At 47.1% G+C, this 16528-nt stretch carries 18 protein-coding genes; 9 read left to right on the top strand and 9 right to left on the bottom strand.

All coding sequences use genetic code 11. From position 1 onward, the window contains the following. The first annotated feature begins 55 nt into the window (after nt 1-55). The 4 genes from Undi14_RS04255 (at nt 56) to cls (ending at nt 3337) form a co-directional block, all read left to right on the top strand. Nucleotides 56-349: a hypothetical protein gene (locus Undi14_RS04255; RefSeq protein WP_200178042.1), complete on the top strand. Its 294-nt coding sequence runs from the start codon at nt 56-58 to the stop codon at nt 347-349. A 46-nt stretch (nt 350-395) separates the two neighbouring features. Then, a complete protein-coding gene (locus Undi14_RS04250) occupies nt 396-548 on the top strand; it encodes a DUF3309 family protein (RefSeq protein WP_200178039.1) in 153 nt (50 codons plus the stop codon). A 211-nt stretch (nt 549-759) separates the two neighbouring features. After that, nucleotides 760-1845: a glycine zipper 2TM domain-containing protein gene (locus Undi14_RS04245; RefSeq protein WP_200178037.1), complete on the top strand. Its 1086-nt coding sequence runs from the start codon at nt 760-762 to the stop codon at nt 1843-1845. Nucleotides 1846-1927: 82 nt separating this feature from the next. After that, nucleotides 1928-3337 carry a cardiolipin synthase gene (cls, locus tag Undi14_RS04240; protein WP_234030390.1) on the top strand — a complete coding sequence of 470 codons (1410 nt, stop codon included), beginning with the start codon at nt 1928-1930 and terminating at the stop codon, nt 3335-3337. Nucleotides 3338-3481: 144 nt separating this feature from the next. Here the strand turns inward: cls and Undi14_RS04235 are convergent, their stop codons facing one another. The 5 genes from Undi14_RS04235 to Undi14_RS04215 form a co-directional block, all read right to left on the bottom strand. Next, on the bottom strand, nt 3482-4372 hold the full coding sequence (locus Undi14_RS04235; RefSeq protein ID WP_200178030.1) for an OmpA family protein: 891 nt from the start codon (nt 4370-4372) through the stop codon (nt 3482-3484). A gap of 80 nt (nt 4373-4452) precedes the next feature. Further along, complete coding sequence (locus Undi14_RS04230) at nt 4453-4836, bottom strand: DUF4398 domain-containing protein (RefSeq protein WP_200178242.1); 384 nt, start codon at nt 4834-4836, stop codon at nt 4453-4455. 390 nt (nt 4837-5226) lie between these two features. Beyond that, nucleotides 5227-6060: a response regulator gene (locus Undi14_RS04225; protein WP_200178028.1), complete on the bottom strand. Its 834-nt coding sequence runs from the start codon at nt 6058-6060 to the stop codon at nt 5227-5229. Nucleotides 6061-6123: 63 nt separating this feature from the next. After that, nucleotides 6124-8844 carry a PAS domain S-box protein gene (locus Undi14_RS04220; RefSeq protein WP_200178026.1) on the bottom strand — a complete coding sequence of 907 codons (2721 nt, stop codon included), beginning with the start codon at nt 8842-8844 and terminating at the stop codon, nt 6124-6126. A gap of 133 nt (nt 8845-8977) precedes the next feature. Next, complete coding sequence (locus Undi14_RS04215) at nt 8978-9697, bottom strand: Crp/Fnr family transcriptional regulator (RefSeq protein WP_200178024.1); 720 nt, start codon at nt 9695-9697, stop codon at nt 8978-8980. Between the two features lie 353 nt (nt 9698-10050). On the opposite strand from Undi14_RS04215, the gene Undi14_RS04210 reads away from it, so the two are divergent. From Undi14_RS04210 to Undi14_RS04195, 4 genes are all read left to right on the top strand, one after another. Continuing rightward, the gene (locus Undi14_RS04210; protein ID WP_200178022.1) at nt 10051-10362 is read left to right on the top strand and encodes a BON domain-containing protein; all 312 of its coding nucleotides are present in this window, start codon (nt 10051-10053) and stop codon (nt 10360-10362) included. Between the two features lie 67 nt (nt 10363-10429). Continuing rightward, entirely contained in the window at nt 10430-10660 is a 231-nt protein-coding gene (locus tag Undi14_RS04205) for a glycine zipper 2TM domain-containing protein (RefSeq protein WP_200178020.1), read from the top strand. Between the two features lie 262 nt (nt 10661-10922). After that, on the top strand, nt 10923-11138 hold the full coding sequence (locus tag Undi14_RS04200; RefSeq protein WP_200178015.1) for a CsbD family protein: 216 nt from the start codon (nt 10923-10925) through the stop codon (nt 11136-11138). A gap of 72 nt (nt 11139-11210) precedes the next feature. Next, complete coding sequence (locus tag Undi14_RS04195; RefSeq protein WP_200178014.1) at nt 11211-11759, top strand: hypothetical protein; 549 nt, start codon at nt 11211-11213, stop codon at nt 11757-11759. 396 nt (nt 11760-12155) lie between these two features. On the opposite strand, the gene Undi14_RS04190 is transcribed toward Undi14_RS04195, so the two are convergent. The 4 genes from Undi14_RS04190 to Undi14_RS04175 all read right to left on the bottom strand — a co-directional run bounded on the left by Undi14_RS04190 (nt 12156) and on the right by Undi14_RS04175 (nt 15364). Beyond that, entirely contained in the window at nt 12156-13220 is a 1065-nt protein-coding gene (locus Undi14_RS04190; protein ID WP_200178013.1) for a 5'-nucleotidase, read from the bottom strand. Between the two features lie 68 nt (nt 13221-13288). After that, nucleotides 13289-13567 (bottom strand): hypothetical protein, encoded by a 279-nt coding sequence (locus Undi14_RS04185; RefSeq protein ID WP_200178012.1) that lies wholly within the window; start codon nt 13565-13567, stop codon nt 13289-13291. Nucleotides 13568-13858: 291 nt separating this feature from the next. Beyond that, a complete protein-coding gene (locus Undi14_RS04180) occupies nt 13859-14299 on the bottom strand; it encodes a ProQ/FINO family protein (protein WP_200178011.1) in 441 nt (146 codons plus the stop codon). A gap of 174 nt (nt 14300-14473) precedes the next feature. Next, on the bottom strand, nt 14474-15364 hold the full coding sequence (locus Undi14_RS04175; RefSeq protein ID WP_200178010.1) for a LysR family transcriptional regulator: 891 nt from the start codon (nt 15362-15364) through the stop codon (nt 14474-14476). Between the two features lie 91 nt (nt 15365-15455). On the opposite strand from Undi14_RS04175, the gene Undi14_RS04170 reads away from it, so the two are divergent. Continuing rightward, the gene (locus Undi14_RS04170) at nt 15456-16421 is read left to right on the top strand and encodes a sodium-dependent bicarbonate transport family permease (RefSeq protein WP_200178009.1); all 966 of its coding nucleotides are present in this window, start codon (nt 15456-15458) and stop codon (nt 16419-16421) included. Nucleotides 16422-16528: the final 107 nt, after the last annotated feature.

Here is a 16528-nt window from a genome sequence, read left to right as displayed (position 1 = left end):
CTAACGTTCTTGCCCGATCTCCGATACAGATTTACTCACCAAAAAAGGAAACATCATGTCTGACAAAAACACACGGGATTTATATATATCAAGAATGAAATTGCAACTGGACGAATTAAATCTGAACGTCAGAGAACTGGAATTAAAGGCGCAGGAAACAAGCAACAACATGCACGAGAAATATCTGGAAGAAATGACTAAGTTGCGACACCAGTCAGAATTGGCAAATGACAAGTTGACAGAGCTGAAAGAAGCCAGTGAAGACTCGTGGAAAAGTATCGTTGCCGGTGCAGAAAAAGTCCGCGATACGTTTATCAAAAATTTTCATGAGCTGAAAGCAAAAATCTGATCTGTATTTTGCTCAGATTCGCCAGTCACTTTTCAGGAGAAAAACCATGGGCACCATCTTACTCGTTGTCTTAATACTGATCTTAGTCGGCGCACTCCCCAACTGGCCGCATAGCCGTAACTGGGGATATGGCCCGAGTGGCGTCACAGGACTGATCGTCATCATACTGCTTGTGTTGTTACTCACCGGACGCTTATAGAAACGTCGGGACGACAGCATCTGAACTCCACCGCGGAACTGATCAGCGGTGGAGTTTTCAGCAGCAGTCAGGTTGAAGTCGAACGCTGAATTCGTACACTGATTTTTTTCTGAAAGATGAGTCATCCGGATAGCAATATGTCTTTGCACTGCAGCAGTACGTCATCTATTTTCATAACGTTTTTCAAAAAGTAAAACAAACAGGAAAAATCATGATCAATACAAAAATACTGGCCAGCAGTATCCTTCTGACGTTGTCACTACTGAGCTTCCAGATCCCATCTGCTATCGCCCAGACACAACACAATACAGCCCATTTGCAACCACAGATTGAAGGCTTCAATGTCGATGAAGTACGCCGTCTGGTGCCGGGTACAGAACTGAATTTCAGTCTGTACGGAACCCCTGGCGGTATTGCAAGTTTGCGTATTGCCGGTGCGACACGCACGCTGGCGCTGAGCGAGGTCGAAGGCGGCCAGTACGAAGGTAGTTACGTCATCAGCAGCCGCGATAAAATCGCCGCACGCAGTCTGGTCACAGCGAATCTGCGCATCGGTAATCAGGTCGCCAGTATGGTATTGAATGAGTCTTTACAGATCGGTGTCGGTATTCATGCGCCTAAATTTCAACCGGGAATCCAAATCAACATATCCCGCTTCGATCTTGTTCCCTTACCGGATCTGAGCCCGGGCACTGAAATGCTGTTCACTCTGATAGGAACACCGGGAGGAAGAGTCGATCTCACTATAACAGGTGTCAAAGCGAAAATATTATTACCGGAAATCAGAAATGGCGAATATAAAGGCTCCTACACAATTAAAAGCCGCGACCGTATTACACCGGACAGCAACATCATCGCCACGCTGCATCTGAATGAACGCGGCACCGAGCATGTCGCCAACATCCGCTATGACCGGCGCTTGCCTGTTTTGGCAATGCCTCACCCGGTCCAGACATCACCCGTTTGCTATACCTGTGGCACCGTAGAAGCGATTAATCTGGTGGAAGTCAAAGGTGAAGGAACTTATCTGGGTACGATCGGTGGTGGCGTCGTCGGCGCGCTACTGGGAAGCCAGATCGGCGGTGGTAGCGGTCGTACGGCAGCGGAAATAGCGGGTGCGCTCGGCGGCGCATATGTTGGCAGAAACATTGAGGGAAATTCCCGCAGAGTGAATCACTATGAAGTGATCGTCCGCTTTCAAAATGGTGCAACACAAACTGTTTCATACGAAAATGATCCGGGCTATCGTGTAGGCGACAAAGTTCAGGTTCGCAATGGTGTGATTATCCACAATTAAAATTGCGTTGAATGTTGAACATAGCTACATTTTTCGCCGCAAGCGGCGTGAACTGTGGCTATTTTTTAAGGCGATCCTGACAATGTCTGACTTATTTATGCACCCACCACCGAATAGCCGTCACGCGCTGATCAGCGTCATGATGCTGGGCTTATTCACCAGCGCCTGCACCAGCCTTCCTGAAGTCCGCTATTTAAACACCTCACTGACAGCCCCGGATTACCCCACCGTGACGAATGCTCAAGGCACGCTCAGCATCAGTAAAAATAAGACCTTGCTGAATAAGCGCTGGAATCACGCCTATGCAGATATGGCGACACTGGCAGCATTGGAAGAAGCTGCTACGGGACGTCCGCTGATCTCTGGCAATAAAGTGTCTTTGCTTTTTGACGGGCCGCAAACCATGGCGGCGATGATGGCGGCGATAACAACTGCCCAACACCATATTCACTTAGAGACCTACATTTTTGATCAGGATGCGATAGGCATTGCGTTCGCCGACTTGCTGATCGCAAGGCAGGCTGCCGGTGTACAAGTCAATATCATCTATGACAGCATTGGTACGATAGGGACGCCGCAGGCTTTTTTTGATCGTATGCGCGATGCCGGGATCAAGTTAGTCGCATTCAATCCCGTCAACCCATTGCAGACGACCGGTCAATGGGAACCGAATCATCGCGATCACAGGAAAATTCTGATCGTTGACGGCGTAGTTGCCTTTACAGGTGGTGTCAACATCAGTGCCTCGTATGCGAACAGTTCGCTGTTTCGTTCTAAAAATAAGCGACAGAAGCAAATAGGCTGGCGCGACACGCATATCAAAATTGAGGGTCCTGCAGTAGCGGCATTGCAGTGGGCATTTTTAGCGACCTGGGACACGCACACACCGACAGCATCCACAGCATTGACCGATACTGATTTTTTTCCTCCATTAAAAGAAGCTGGCAAGCAACTCGTTCGCGTCTTAGCCAGTGAACCAGGCGGCAGCGATGAAATTTACAAAGCCTATGTTCTGGCGATACAGCAGGCGGGAAAAACGATACATATCACCAGCGCTTATTTTGTGCCTGATGCCCAGATTTTACTCGCGCTCATTGAGGCACGTCAGCGTGGCGTGGATGTCAGAATCATCCTGCCAAGTGTCACAGACAGTGGCCTGGTGTTTCAGGCGGGACAATCGTTTTATGATGAAATGCTGGCCAATGGCATCAGAATTTACGAATTACAGATCGCTGTATTGCATGCAAAAACAGCGGTGATCGATGGTGTATGGTCAACGGTAGGATCAACGAATATTGATACGCGCAGCTTCCTGCATAACAACGAAATTAATATCGTCGTCTTTGATACTGAATTTGCGCAGACCATGGAAGCAACATTTGATGAAGACTTACGCTATTCAGTCGAAATGACCAAAGAAAAATGGGCTACCAGGCCGTTGAGCAAAAAGTTCAAAGAATGGGCAGCTCGCCGTTTCGAGTACTGGCTGTAAAGTCACTCAACATCCCTGGTCACCACACACACATAAAAAAACAGTCTGAATAATAAAGCTGCCATGCCGGTCACCTCAATATCAGGCGACGGGCATGGCAGAATATTCAAACCGCATTTCCAGGCAGCTTGGATCACAGATTAACTATCGCTGCGGTATTTTTCCGCTGGCATCAGACAGAATAATTTCTACGCGGCGGTTCAGTTGTCTATCCTGTGCTGTTGCATTGCCTGCGACCGGAAATGCTTCTCCATAGCCACGCATCGCAATCCGTTCAGCCGCTACATTCATTTGCAGCAGCGCCGTTTTCACTGCGGTGGCACGACGTTGTGACAACTGCTGATTGTGATCAGCACTACCCGTGCTGTCGGTAAAGCCTTCAATCAAGACCGTACGCTCCGGATTTTGCTGCAACACGTCCGCCAGCTTTCTCGCTGTCTGCATACCCATCGGGGTCAGTTGAGACATATCGGTACCAAACAACACGTCACCCAAAGTAATGACCATGCCGCGTTCCGTTTTCTTCGCGGCCAGTGCATTCAACTGCGCTTCAAGTTGCGCTGCATGCGCCTGGGCGTCTTGTGTCTGCTGTTGTGCTACCACCATATTACGTTGAGATCTTGCGGCATCATCCTGTGCTGACTGTGCTGCACGACTTGCCTGATTGGCTTCGTTGGTACGTTGATCAAGACGTACCTGATCACGTTCCTTCCCGGCGCTGGCAATATCGGCTTCAGCCGATTTCTGCTTTGCGACCTCCTGAGCCAACGCGATTTTCTGCCCGGCGATATACGCAAACTGGTCTATCTTCTGAGTATCATCGCGGTTTTGTGCCGCAGCGTTAGCGACACCCAGCGCCTCGGTCGCCTGTTTCATTTCCAGCGCAGCAAAGTTCGCAACCTTGGGATTGCTCTGTGCCACGGCATAATCATGACGGGTCTGTTCGAGCTGGCTCGTGGTTTTTGGCGTTGTACTGCATGCAGATACCATGACCATCATGGTCAACAGCGCTGGAGTAAAGTGGTTCTTTTTCATCTTAAGCCTTTTTATGTCTTATCGGAATCGGTGCGACTGGCAGCAGGTGGCAAGCAATCCAACCATCCTGTTACTGCGCTTTATTTATTGCTGTTACTACGCTGAAGCTCTTCACGCAAAACGCGAATATCGTCTTGTAATGCATCTGCTGCGGTTTGAGCCTTGGCGGAGTTAGCCTTACCTTGCGCGAGCTTGGCATCGGCTTGCGCTTGCGTTGCCAGTTCATTCGCCAGTTTGTAATCTTTGTCAGCCATCGCTTTATTCGCGCGCACCATTTTTTCCCGCGCCGCCGCCATTTCGACAGGGGCAAACTCGGCACCGCCCGCGCCCGAAGCATTCTCGACCGCTGCTTTGGTCACTGCGACATTGGCCGTCGCCGGGGTTTTCATACTGCTGCAAGCGGTTGCCAGCATCAGCAACGCACCACCTATGGCAAAGAAACTCAGGCCTGCTTTTTTATTCATCATTTTTCTCTCCGGTTAACTATTCATCGATCAGGGTTTACCATCGATACCGGAGTGTAGGGCGGGTGATCTGTGATAGTCGGTACGCTGACACACACAAGAAGCAGATAACTGGGGGAAATGCAAAAAACCAGCCACGAAATCAAGAAAGGAAAAGGATTAGTACGGAACGCAATACAATCGAAGAAATTAGGTCAAGAAGCTAGCAAAATACCAGGCGAAATAAGCATACTCCCCCTGACAAATCTTAAAAATGCTTCTGAACTCAATGATTAATAAGGAGAAATAAATATACTCCCCGGGAGTATATTTATATGGAATGTTGCATAAGAGGGTGCGTATGCAAATAGATGGCGCAGATGTGAAACGAAAATCAGGCGGATGTTGGGTTTATTTTTTGATTTTTTGCATGCGATGCGTCACATCCATACCGATGCCGCGATAGCCCGTAAAACGACTGAAGGAATCAAATATAGGCTCGCCGCTCACTTGCAGATACTGAACCTCGCCGTTATCACGGGTGCGAGTATAAACAAAATCCAGAAACGGCTTGCGCCCGGCAATATTGGCGTCTAATTCCGCCAGATCATTCATATTCCACCCACTCAGCGCAGTCGAATTGGTGCCTATCATATCGTTCGCATCTATCCCCAACATCTCAAACACGGGGCCAGAGATACTGGTGAAATTTCCCTGTGCATCCTGCTCCCAATACCAGTCAGACGACAGTTGCGTCAGACTTTTAAAGCGCGCTTCACTCTCACGTAACTGCGCAGTACGTTCCAGCACGGTCTGCTCCAGGCGTTTGTTATGCTCATCTAATTTACGGTACAACAGACGCACTTCGAGTAAATTATGTATCCGCGTCTGCACTTCAATCAGATCAAAAGGTTTGCTGACAAAATCTTTCGCTCCGGCTTGCAAAGCCCGTAGTTTATGGCCGGGCTGAGCGGTCACCACCAGAACCGGGAGATAGTCGTCGGGATCGACTTTTTTCAACTCTTCCAATACTTCAAAGCCATCCATACCGGGCATTTGCAGATCAAGCAAAATCAGGTCATAACGATGTTCTGCATGTTGTTGGCGCACAATACGCGGATCCATCGTAGAACTGATGTTGGTGTAACCGCAACCGATTAACATCTGCTCCAGCAACATGACATTCGCGTGCTGATCATCGACAATCAGTATGCGGGCGTTGAGGATATCGACAACATCTAACATGAAAATCTTCCAAAAAAATACGTCTCTTTTCTATTCAATTGATACCGGCCGGTATCACAAATATCACAAATCCCCTGCACCTTTATTGACGTGCTGATCAGCAGCATACGCTAGAGCGTCATGTAATGCTTGTGTGAATTCACTCACACTGATCGGTTTGGTCAGATAGAGAAAAAATCCTGCATCTAATCCCAATTTGATATCGCGCGGTAACGCGTTCGCAGATAGAGCCATTACAGGTATATCCTTCGTAATTCTGTCGCTGTGCAGAATTTTCAGTGCATCATAGCCGTTCAATCCCGGCAGATTAATATCCATCAGAATGACATCTGGTCGAAACGAGCGCGCCATCTGTATGCCGATATGCGCATCGGTTGCTGCTAATAATTTCAGATCATCGCGACGTGTAATTAATTGTCGTATCAGCTCCATATTGGTGGGATTATCTTCGACATAGAGCAGACTTTTTTGTGCGGTGGAAACGACCGGATCCGGCTCTTTCACCTTGATCACCGGATTTGTTTTTCCACTACCCATCTCACCGAATACAAGACTCGGCGCTTTCGATGCAATCAGTTCAAACCAGAAAGTGGAACCTACGTCTTCCATACTCTCAACACCGATGGTGCCGCCCATTAATTCGACCAGTTGCTTGGTGACGACCAGACCAATTCCCGTTCCCTCTTCCGGGCCAGATTCTTTTCCGAGTCGGTTAAACGGCTGAAACAATTTTCCCAACTGATTTTCAGCCAAGCCGGCACCAGTATCCCGGACACTGATGCGGATGCGGTTTTCACCATTCATCTGACATTGAACGATGACAGCGCCATCATCCCGGTTATATTTGATCGCGTTGGACAGCAGATTGATCAGCACCTGTTTGACCCGGGTACGATCGGCATACACATAAAATAAATTTTCTGTACCAGGAAACGTCATCTGTATTCTGCGTTTGCTGGCTTGTGGTTCCATCATGAGCTGACAATCCTGAAAGATATCGTTCAGACACATAGACTCCTGAGATATCGTGACTTTTCCCGATTCAATCATCGATAAATCAAGTATTTCATTGATCAATCGCAGCAAATACCAACCCGCCTGTAATATCTGTTCTATCGATAATTTCTGTGCTGGCGTCGGTGATGGTGTTTCAGACTCCATCAGTTGCGCAAACCCCAGTACGGCATTGAGCGGCGTACGCAATTCATGGCTCATACTGGATAAGAAATCTGATTTTGCTGAGTTTGCTTTTTCGGCATTCGCTTTGGCGGCAGCCAGTTCAATATTATTTTCTTGCAGCGCATGTTCAAACTTTTTCAATTCTGTCATATCACGTGCCGCTGCAACGACGCCCTGCAACTTGCGCTCTCTGTCGTAGAACGTCGTGGCGTTATAGGAAACGACCGTCTCTGTTCCATCTTTGGCGCGCGCCGTCAATTCGTAGTTTGTCACCTTACCTTCATGCAAGGCGCGGGTGATCGCGTCCTTTGCTCGCTCAGGATCAGTAAAACAATTTTTAAATAGCCTGCCTATCAGTTCTTCCCGCGTACAACCAGTCAGCGCCTCCGTCTGCTGATTGACATCACTGATGATGCCCTGCGGGTCGGTCGTCATGATGGCATCGATATTCGCTTCGATCAGAGAACGGGTATAAAACTGCTGGTCGCGCAAACGCTGATCCAGCAATGCCTGTTCAGCTTCCACCTGTTTTCGGATCGTGTTGTCTGTGCTGATCAGAAGATATCCGATCACCTTTGCCACTTCGTCACGTAGCGCAGTAACAGAAACAATCACGGGAAAACGGGTGCCGTCACTACGGATATAAGTCAACTCATAAATATCTTCGATGCCACGCGATGCCTTAAAGACTAAGGCATTAAAGCCGGGTGTGATCTTCGTATTTAATTCCAGACTCAGCGCATCGGCCCGGGCAATCAATTCATCTTCGTCAGAGATACCCGAAGGCATCATTTTATTGACGACATCAACTGCTTTATACCCCAGCATGTGTTCTGCACCTACGTTAAACACCTGGATGATGCCTTGCGCATCGGTGGCAATAAAAGAGAAATTCGGATTGTTAAATATGGCACTTTGCAACGCTTCTGCTTTCAACAAGGGTTGTCGCTGTTGCTCAACGTCATGTTCATGATTGACGAAGAAATGACGCATCAAATGCTGTATGTAGAGAGCCAGTAAAATCAATGTAGCAAGCAAAATAGCGATGCTACTCAGCAGTACTTTCTGACGAAATAATTCACGGCTGCGTTGCGCTGCCAGCATCTGATCTTCATCCTTGTTCGCCTCCCGCACGATCTGGCGTACCGCCAACGTAGCATCATGTCTGTGCTCAATCAGATAGAGCGGCAGAACAGCATCAGGTACATCGCGTACATTCAGGCGCGCTGCAAACAAGCGCTCATGTTGATCCAGAATTTCTTTTGCCTGCAACAAGCGCTGCTGCTGTATTGCATTGTCAGAGGTCAGCGTGATCAACTGCTGATAAAGGAGATTCAGTTGTTCTACTGCGGTGTCGTGATGCTGGAGACTCCTGTTTTCTTTGGTCAAAAAATATATCCATTGTGCATCCTCTGCCCGTTCAAGCTGATCTGTTAAGGAATCAAATCTGGTGGTGATTTCGCGATGGTGCTCGGAAACTGCTGAAGATGAAGGCGTTGTAGTAACGCGCCAGGCTAAGCCTGTCGTCAACAAAAGTGCGGCAAATGCGACGCCTGCACTCGCCAGCATCAGCGGCTTGATTGGTACCTTATTTATTGCGAACATAAATGCAACCTTGTTTTATTACGCGGAGCCGAAACCAGGCTCAAATAAGGTAACGGCGAAGCCGTAACGCGGATGAGGCGTTTAATCTTTATTACTGATTTTCTGATGCTTACTGATAGATATTCGCTGATATTCAGCGCTGACGCACATCAGATAACAACCGGGCAAACTCTTTCTTCACGACTTCATAACACTCACAGACCTTGCTTTCCAGACCTGTTCTGTCGAGCACCGTGATATGACCACGGCGGTAAGAAATATAGCCTGCCTGCTGCAACTTTCCAGCTGCCTCGGTAATGCCTTCTCTGCGCACACCCAGTGTGTTAGCGATCAATTCCTGTGTAATCGTCAATTCATTGGTCGGCATACGATCCAGTGTCAGCAACAGCCATCGGCATAATTGCTGCTCGACTGAGTGATGCCGGTTACATACCGCCGTTTGCGACATTTGTGTAATCAGTGCCTGTGTATACCGGAGCAACAAATGCAGCATAGCTCCACCACGATTAAATTCATCCGTCAGTATTTGCGCCTTCAAACGATAAGCATAGCCACCCGTCTGCACAACCGCACGGCTGGGCGTCGTATTTCCGCCCATGAAAAGAGCAATGCCGAGTAAGCCCTCGTTCCCCACACCAGCGATTTCTGACGAACCACCGCCTTCCAAAAGATAGTGTAAAGAAATGATCGACGTCGTCGGAAAATACGCATACTGCATTTTCTCTCCAGACTCATATAAGACATCACCTAGCCGCATCGGTACTAATTCCAGATGTGGCGATAAGCGATCGAATTCGGCATTCAGCAATGCCGCGAGCAAATGATTCTGACTGGGCGTGTGTACTATTGACATAGCAAAGTTCCGCCTTCCCAATGTGGTTGAGCCCGGTGGAAAAACATACCGGAGTTGCAATGTAACACACATAATTTTCTTTATATCAACAATATCCAGTTTCGTTTAAGCCGTCTGTCTCCTGGCGCACATACATCATTTCATTGCAGAGATTATTCAATTTTTCACATGCAAAATAATTGCAGGCAGCGTGTGTATCTGACTCAAAAAATATTTTTCATTATGTGTGTTGGCACACAGAACTTCGTTTATTTACAAAGTAGGCTGAACTGGTTACCTCACCTCACGACATCGCCTTCGCGTCGCAGTACAAGGTGCGCCAACTTGCACCAACTATCACTAAGGAACTCAAAATGAAAAATCTCACATTCACCTCAACCCTGGTCGCTGCGCTCTTTTTTACTACGCTAACTGGTTGTGCATCGACACAAAAACAAGAGAGCACAGGGCAATACGTTGACGACACTGTCATCACGACAGCAGTAAAAGCCGCCATTCTGAATGAGCCCAGTCTGAAGGTCAGTGAAATCAATGTGGAAACATTTAAAGGTACGGTTCAGCTGAGTGGCTTCGTACGTTCAGCAGACAACATTTCTACAGCGATTCGTTTAGCACGCGGAGTCAATGGCGTGACCGCAGTAAAAAACGACATGCGCCTGAAATAAGTCAGCGTTGACGCAGTCATCATCCGGCTATTTTCGGATGTAAATAACTAGAAAAGAAGGAATTACCATGAACAGAATACATTCATCCTCAATGGGTATCATGCGTCTCGCCGCTATTGCTGCCCTGTTGAGTCTGACGGCCTGCGCTGGCATGTCAACGCAAGATAAAAATACGGCAGTTGGTGCAGGCGCGGGTGCCGTGGTCGGTGCAGTGCTGACTGGTGGCAGTACTGCCGGTACGGTTGGTGGCGCTGCAGTTGGCGGTGTAATCGGTAATCAGGTCACACCCAAAAAATAGACACAGGTGGCAACATCAGTGTGGCAGGGCAATAATTGAAATACATCCTGATGGCTGACCAGATCCGCCCTAAGCAAAAAAAGACTCTCAAAAATGAGAGTCTTTTTTTTACTTCTCAGCTCGTTGTTTTCCGCTCCTACAATAAGCTGCTTAAAAGAAAGCCAGATAAAGGTACGCTAACGAACAGAAGCCGTCTGACTACCATCGTACAGTGAGTTCGTCGGATCAATGATTACCGTGAAAACACAACCAGGAGGTCAAGATGAATTGGGACGTAATAGAAGGAAACTGGCAGCAATATAAAGGCCGGGTCAAGGCTCAATGGGGCAAATTAACCGATGAACACATCACTGAAGTTGCCGGAAAGCGCGAGGAACTTCTGGGGAAAATTCAGGAGTCTTATGGCATCGGCCATGAAGAGGCAGAAAAACAAATGGCGGCATTTCAGAAGTTTCTGAAAGAAAGCCGCCCGACGTGATTTTTTGTTTTTTAAGCGAAATTCAGCGACATGAAGATTTAAAAACGATTTAAAAACTATCCGGAGGAATATATGAAAAAGATCATCATCACATTATTAATCAGCGCGGCAACACTGGGATTTGCCAGCGGTGTCATCGCCGCAACAAATGAAGCGAAAGCGACATATAAAGCGGCAAAAGAAAGTGCGGGTGCAGATTACAAAGTGGCACGTGAAGCTTGTAATGCGCTCGCAGGAAACCCGAAAGATGTCTGTGTCGCAGAAGCAGAATCTGTTGCTAAGCACACGAAAGCGGATGCCGAAGCAAAATACAAGAATACCGTCAGCGCCCGCACCAGCGCCCGTATTTCCATGGCAAATGCCGATTACGATGTAGCAAAAGCGAAATGCGGCAGTAAAAACGGTAATGAAAAAGACGTCTGTATCAAAGAAGCCAAAGCAGTTCTGGTGACAGCGAAAGCCGACGCCAATGCGCATGAAAAAGTCGTTGATGCACGTGTCGAAGCGCGCGACGAAAAAGTGGAAGCAGCGTATAAAGTCGCGATAGAAAAATGCGATGCACTGTCAGGTGCTACAAAAGACACCTGTGTCGCTTCTGCAAAAACACAGTTCAAAAAATAAACTGCCAGTACGATTCAGGGAAATGAATGCAATTGTCATGTAAGCGGAGTTTCCCTGAATAGATTCATATCCACGTAATAGACAAACCCGTAGTTATGATGTATCGCTTTTATCACAACAACTGATAACGTCTCTACAACTTTCCAAAAGACATCCAATCAACGTAAATCAATTGCAAAATATAGCTAGCGCCCCAGAATTGGCATTACGCTGGGATAGAAATAAAAGCGCTCACGCAAAAGACTTACCAAATCAGACTATGTCAATCTTCCATATTTTCATGGAACGCTATAAATTTCCGCCAGATGCAGGATAGACAATTACAGACATCTTATTAAACAAAGTCAGGAATGAGTTTCTTGAACTTTCAAGGGAATCTACACAAAGGAGTACGCATCAGCGCTTCCCACCTGAGGCAGACTTCTTAGCGGAAATTTTCTTTGCTGATAACTTTTTTGACATCCGTATTTTTGCAGGAATAGTGCTTGATGGCACAACTGCGAGCGCCAAATCGTTCAGCGGAGAATCTGATCTGTATGGCACTTTTCCAGACGGAATGTACTTAGCAGCAGGGTCGAGATGGAGATCCTGATCGTCAAAGAAAATGTGCGCTTTAAATGCCTTCACAACTTTCGTCTTTTCGACACCGCCGAGGAAGAAAATCTCATTAACATACACGCCCCAGTGTCGTAACGTTTTTATCACTCGCATTTCTGCAGGAGAGTTGCGTGCTGTGACAATTGAAATCCGAACAGGTGAAAACTCGACACCAAACGGTAGTCTTTGCTGAAGTCGCGACAGCTTTCGCAACAACTGAGCATATGGTCCGTCGGGCATCGGCTCATCTTGATTCTGATCTTCTTTACGGTGAAATGACTTCAGTCCCTCGGACTTATAGACCAGTTCACTACTATCATCAAACAGGACAGCATCACCATCGAAGGCAATACGAACCTGGTCTTCAGGCAATGGTGGTCGATCCTCAGGTGGCTTCTTAACAATGGCGGCGGCGCAGACCTTTTCGTCAATTACTTTTTGTGCATCCGTAACATTAGTGGTCAAAAACAAATCAACGTCAAACGCATCAAGGTAATCAACAACAGATTCACCTCCAGTGAACGCATGCCGACTTATTGATAGGGACCGCTGACGAATGTTGTTAAAGACCTGAATACCCGTTTCAGGGCTATTTCTGGACATTACAACTACTTCGACCAGAGGGCGTTTGTCGCCTTCGTTTTGAAATCGATTTAATCCTAGAAGTGACCGAACCAATGGCATCCCAGTACCATCCTTTAAAGGTTCATTCTCATGCTGGAGCATGTACTGCCGATATTCAGCTACTGCTGTTTCTCTATCTTCGGCATATTTTGCGCTAAAGACTGCATCCGAGTCAGTTAGGTCGAATAAGGCCGTAGCGGAGATGCCTACAACCAAGGTATCTGAGAGGTCAAGAGCCATGATTATTATGGTATCTAACTTTGAATTAAGCCGCGCAGTAAAGCGTGGCGTACGAATATTGCGTTTGACTATTTTGAGGATATGACACGAGGGTCTCCTTTGTATTGCATGACAGTGACAACACTAACAGGGTTTATGGATACGAAAGGAATAAGAGACTTGTCCCACTCTGCCCATTCTTTATATTCGCCGCGCTCCATATAAAGTAAGTCATCCAAACGGATATACTCACCACGCTGCAAGCTAGAAATAAGCTGTTCGTAATTAAGCAGAGATGAGCCATAGTAGTGGTAAGTACTCTCTTTTTCCTTACTTACTTCCACTTTATACCAAGTCTTTTCTGACACTGAAACCTCCTTGTGGACTAACGCAATTTAATTTTCATTAAACAAATATAACCTCCCATTTCAAAAAAAACAATTTCCAACTAATCTGACGCGATAGCGGACGTGATAAAACTCAGCGACCTCATCAAAGGATTGAAAGAGCGGGTTTACTGGATGTACTCACAGACGAGCATGATCGCTCAAACGTCCGGCCTCTCTGGTAGTCGATACGAATGCCTTGCTAGACATGAAAAAGGAGGCAAAGCTAACGCTATTGCCTCCTTTTGTCGTAGGTGTGCGAATCAGAAATAATTACTTAGCGAATTTCTGCGCCAGTTGGTTTATTTTCTCGGCTCTCTTCTGCAGTTTTTCTGCTTCCTCTGCAGCTGCTTGCTGTTCACGTTTAAGTTTTGCTTCAGCCTTCGCACGTTCAGCATTATTCTTTGCACGCTCTTTCAGCATTTCTTCTGCATGCGTTTTATGCGTCTCTTCTAACGGTTCTGCCGGATTGCCATCGAGATCAAAACGTGTCGTCGCTTTAATGGTCTTTTGCAGATAACGGGTCGATTTCGTATGATAAGCAAGCACCATCCGTAAAACTTTGCGCGGTGTCTCCGGCAATCTGGCAAGAATTTGCTTGTCGATGCCTATCGCCAACGGCTCATTATTGAGAAACACCGGAAATGTCTCTTTTAAGGTGCTCAACAGGGCTTGCGCATCAGAAACGGGAATGGACTTGCTTTTGGTATTCATGACTTTAGAGAACTTTATTACAAAGGAGCAAAGCATAACATAGTGGTTCAGCACTTACTCTCAATAGTCAACTCTGCCGCCATAGGAAAATAGCCGCTGTCGGAAGAAATGCTGAATGATGTGCGCAACTGACAACAAGCAAAACTGAAAAATAAGTTCGCGCAAGCAGCTATTTCAATCTTGCGCATGTGCTTGCAGATATTCAAGGAACGAGGTTGCGACTGGCGATAATCGCTTCCCTTTCAGATAAACAATATACCAACTGGAATGTACGGGAAAGCTGCTAACCTTCAATACTGTCAGCGATTGATCAACTAAATGTTCACCCAAAGCGTGTGCGGATAAAATCGCCAGTCCCATTTCTCCCGCGACCGCTTGCTTAATGGCCTCGTTACTGCCTAACTCCAGTCGCACGAGTGGGGTAAAGCCTTGTGCGGAAAAATGCTGATCGCAAGCAAGCCTGGTACCCGATCCTTTTTCACGCAAAATAAATCGCTCCTCGCTGAGGTTTTCCAGCGAAATCCGTTTACGTTTTGCCAAAGGATGCGACAAAGGCGCAATCACCACCAGCGGATTTGGTAAAAAGACCTGCTGTACAACGTCAATATCTTTTGGCGGGGCAGACATAATATATATGTCATCGCGGTTATCACGTAAGCGCTGCAAAACGCCATCACGGTTTTGCACTTCCAATGCAATATCAATTTCTGGAAAATCACGACAAAAAGCACCCAGTAACCGGGGAACAAAGTATTTCGCCGTGCTGACTACCGCCACCCGCAAACGTCCACGCTGATACCCTTTCAGACTATCGATACGTTGTCCAAAAGACGACCACTCGTCCGCTAACGTGCGCGCAGTTTTTGCGAGTTCTTCACCTGCCTGGGTAAGAAAAATTTTTTTGCCAATGACTTCATACAATGGCAAACCAATTTCCTCCGTCAGCTCACGCATCTGCATAGATACAGTTGGCTGCGTAACATGAAAGCTGCGTGCAACTCCACTGATACTGAGCTGTTCAGCCAGTTCCGCAAACAAACGTAATTGACGGAAAGTGACATTCATAGATTTTTACTGATGATCATAGCGATAAAAATTGATTTTACCTGATGATTTAGCCTGCGTAGTATGAGGCCTGAATTTTGAAGGGAAATTTATGTCCAGTTTGCGCGACCCTGCTATTTTATTTTTTATCTTCGGTATCTTTGCCGGCCTCATCCGCTCTAATCTGAGTATTCCTACACATATCTCCCGATTTTTATCGCTGTATCTGTTAATGGCGCTGGGTTTAAAAGGAGGATTTGCACTGAATCATTCCGGCTTAAATTTACAAATCATGAGCAGTCTGGGATGTGCTGTTTTTCTGTCGCTGCTGACACCAGCGCTTGGATATTTTTTACTGAAGCGGATTATTCCTGCGCTTGATGCCACCGCAATCGCCGCCACGTATGGTTCTGTCAGTGCAGTTACGTTTATAACCGCTGTTCAATACCTCGAAAGCAGACATATAGAATATGGCGGCCATATGGCAGCGGCGATGGCGTTAATGGAATCACCTGCCATTATTTTTGCCGTCATTTTGTCGAATACGATCCGGCGTAGGGAAACGTCGACGCAAATGGGAACGCTGTCCTCGGTCAAAGGTGTTTTGCATGAATCGCTGACAGATGGCGCGCAACTACTGCTGTTAGGCGCGATGCTGGTCGGTATCATCTCCGGCGATGCAGGAAAGACCGCCATGCAACCGTTTTCCGGTGATTTATTTAAAGGGATGCTTGCTTTTTTCCTGCTCGATATGGGGCTGATGACGGCGAAAAGCCTCGGTAACATCAAAGGCAATTCGCCCTTGGTGATCAGCTATGCCATTCTCGCCCCGCTCTGCCATGCAACTATTGCGTTAATGCTTGCTGTGTTGCTGCAAATTCCGTACGGCGATGCCGGATTGTTGATGGTACTGGCGGCAAGCGCCTCATATATCGCGGTTCCGGCTGTGCTGCGTTACGCCATACCAGAGGCATCACCATCGCTTTATCTCGGCATGTCTCTCGGCATTACCTTTCCACTGAATATTTTGCTAGGCATTCCCGTTTATATGAACGTTGCAAAATTTGTTCTGGGCTAGTCATGATCGTTTTCAGATCAGACTCAAGCAAACAAACTTACTTGAGTCTGATTTCCACATTGTCTGAACCTACCACATTCAGCGATGCGCTTGAGGGGATAGATGGA

It is taken from the genome of Undibacterium sp. 14-3-2 (assembly GCF_016595265.1).
Lineage (GTDB): Bacteria > Pseudomonadota > Gammaproteobacteria > Burkholderiales > Burkholderiaceae_D > Undibacterium > Undibacterium aquatile.
This window is presented reverse-complemented; position numbering and strand designations above follow the sequence as displayed.

What these genes read in the sequence shown, in the direction of transcription:
- Undi14_RS04255 (WP_200178042.1), top strand. Translation starts at nt 56, where the DNA reads ATGTCTGACAAAAACACACGGGATTTATATATATCAAGAATGAAATTG.
- Undi14_RS04250 (WP_200178039.1), top strand. Translation starts at nt 396, where the DNA reads ATGGGCACCATCTTACTCGTTGTCTTAATACTGATCTTAGTCGGCGCA.
- Undi14_RS04245 (WP_200178037.1), top strand. Translation starts at nt 760, where the DNA reads ATGATCAATACAAAAATACTGGCCAGCAGTATCCTTCTGACGTTGTCA.
- cls (WP_234030390.1), top strand. Translation starts at nt 1,928, where the DNA reads ATGTCTGACTTATTTATGCACCCACCACCGAATAGCCGTCACGCGCTG.
- Undi14_RS04235 (WP_200178030.1), bottom strand. Translation starts at nt 4,372, where the DNA reads ATGAAAAAGAACCACTTTACTCCAGCGCTGTTGACCATGATGGTCATG.
- Undi14_RS04230 (WP_200178242.1), bottom strand. Translation starts at nt 4,836, where the DNA reads ATGAATAAAAAAGCAGGCCTGAGTTTCTTTGCCATAGGTGGTGCGTTG.
- Undi14_RS04225 (WP_200178028.1), bottom strand. Translation starts at nt 6,060, where the DNA reads ATGTTAGATGTTGTCGATATCCTCAACGCCCGCATACTGATTGTCGAT.
- Undi14_RS04220 (WP_200178026.1), bottom strand. Translation starts at nt 8,844, where the DNA reads ATGTTCGCAATAAATAAGGTACCAATCAAGCCGCTGATGCTGGCGAGT.
- Undi14_RS04215 (WP_200178024.1), bottom strand. Translation starts at nt 9,697, where the DNA reads ATGTCAATAGTACACACGCCCAGTCAGAATCATTTGCTCGCGGCATTG.
- Undi14_RS04210 (WP_200178022.1), top strand. Translation starts at nt 10,051, where the DNA reads ATGAAAAATCTCACATTCACCTCAACCCTGGTCGCTGCGCTCTTTTTT.
- Undi14_RS04205 (WP_200178020.1), top strand. Translation starts at nt 10,430, where the DNA reads ATGAACAGAATACATTCATCCTCAATGGGTATCATGCGTCTCGCCGCT.
- Undi14_RS04200 (WP_200178015.1), top strand. Translation starts at nt 10,923, where the DNA reads ATGAATTGGGACGTAATAGAAGGAAACTGGCAGCAATATAAAGGCCGG.
- Undi14_RS04195 (WP_200178014.1), top strand. Translation starts at nt 11,211, where the DNA reads ATGAAAAAGATCATCATCACATTATTAATCAGCGCGGCAACACTGGGA.
- Undi14_RS04190 (WP_200178013.1), bottom strand. Translation starts at nt 13,220, where the DNA reads ATGGCTCTTGACCTCTCAGATACCTTGGTTGTAGGCATCTCCGCTACG.
- Undi14_RS04180 (WP_200178011.1), bottom strand. Translation starts at nt 14,299, where the DNA reads ATGAATACCAAAAGCAAGTCCATTCCCGTTTCTGATGCGCAAGCCCTG.
- Undi14_RS04175 (WP_200178010.1), bottom strand. Translation starts at nt 15,364, where the DNA reads ATGAATGTCACTTTCCGTCAATTACGTTTGTTTGCGGAACTGGCTGAA.
- Undi14_RS04170 (WP_200178009.1), top strand. Translation starts at nt 15,456, where the DNA reads ATGTCCAGTTTGCGCGACCCTGCTATTTTATTTTTTATCTTCGGTATC.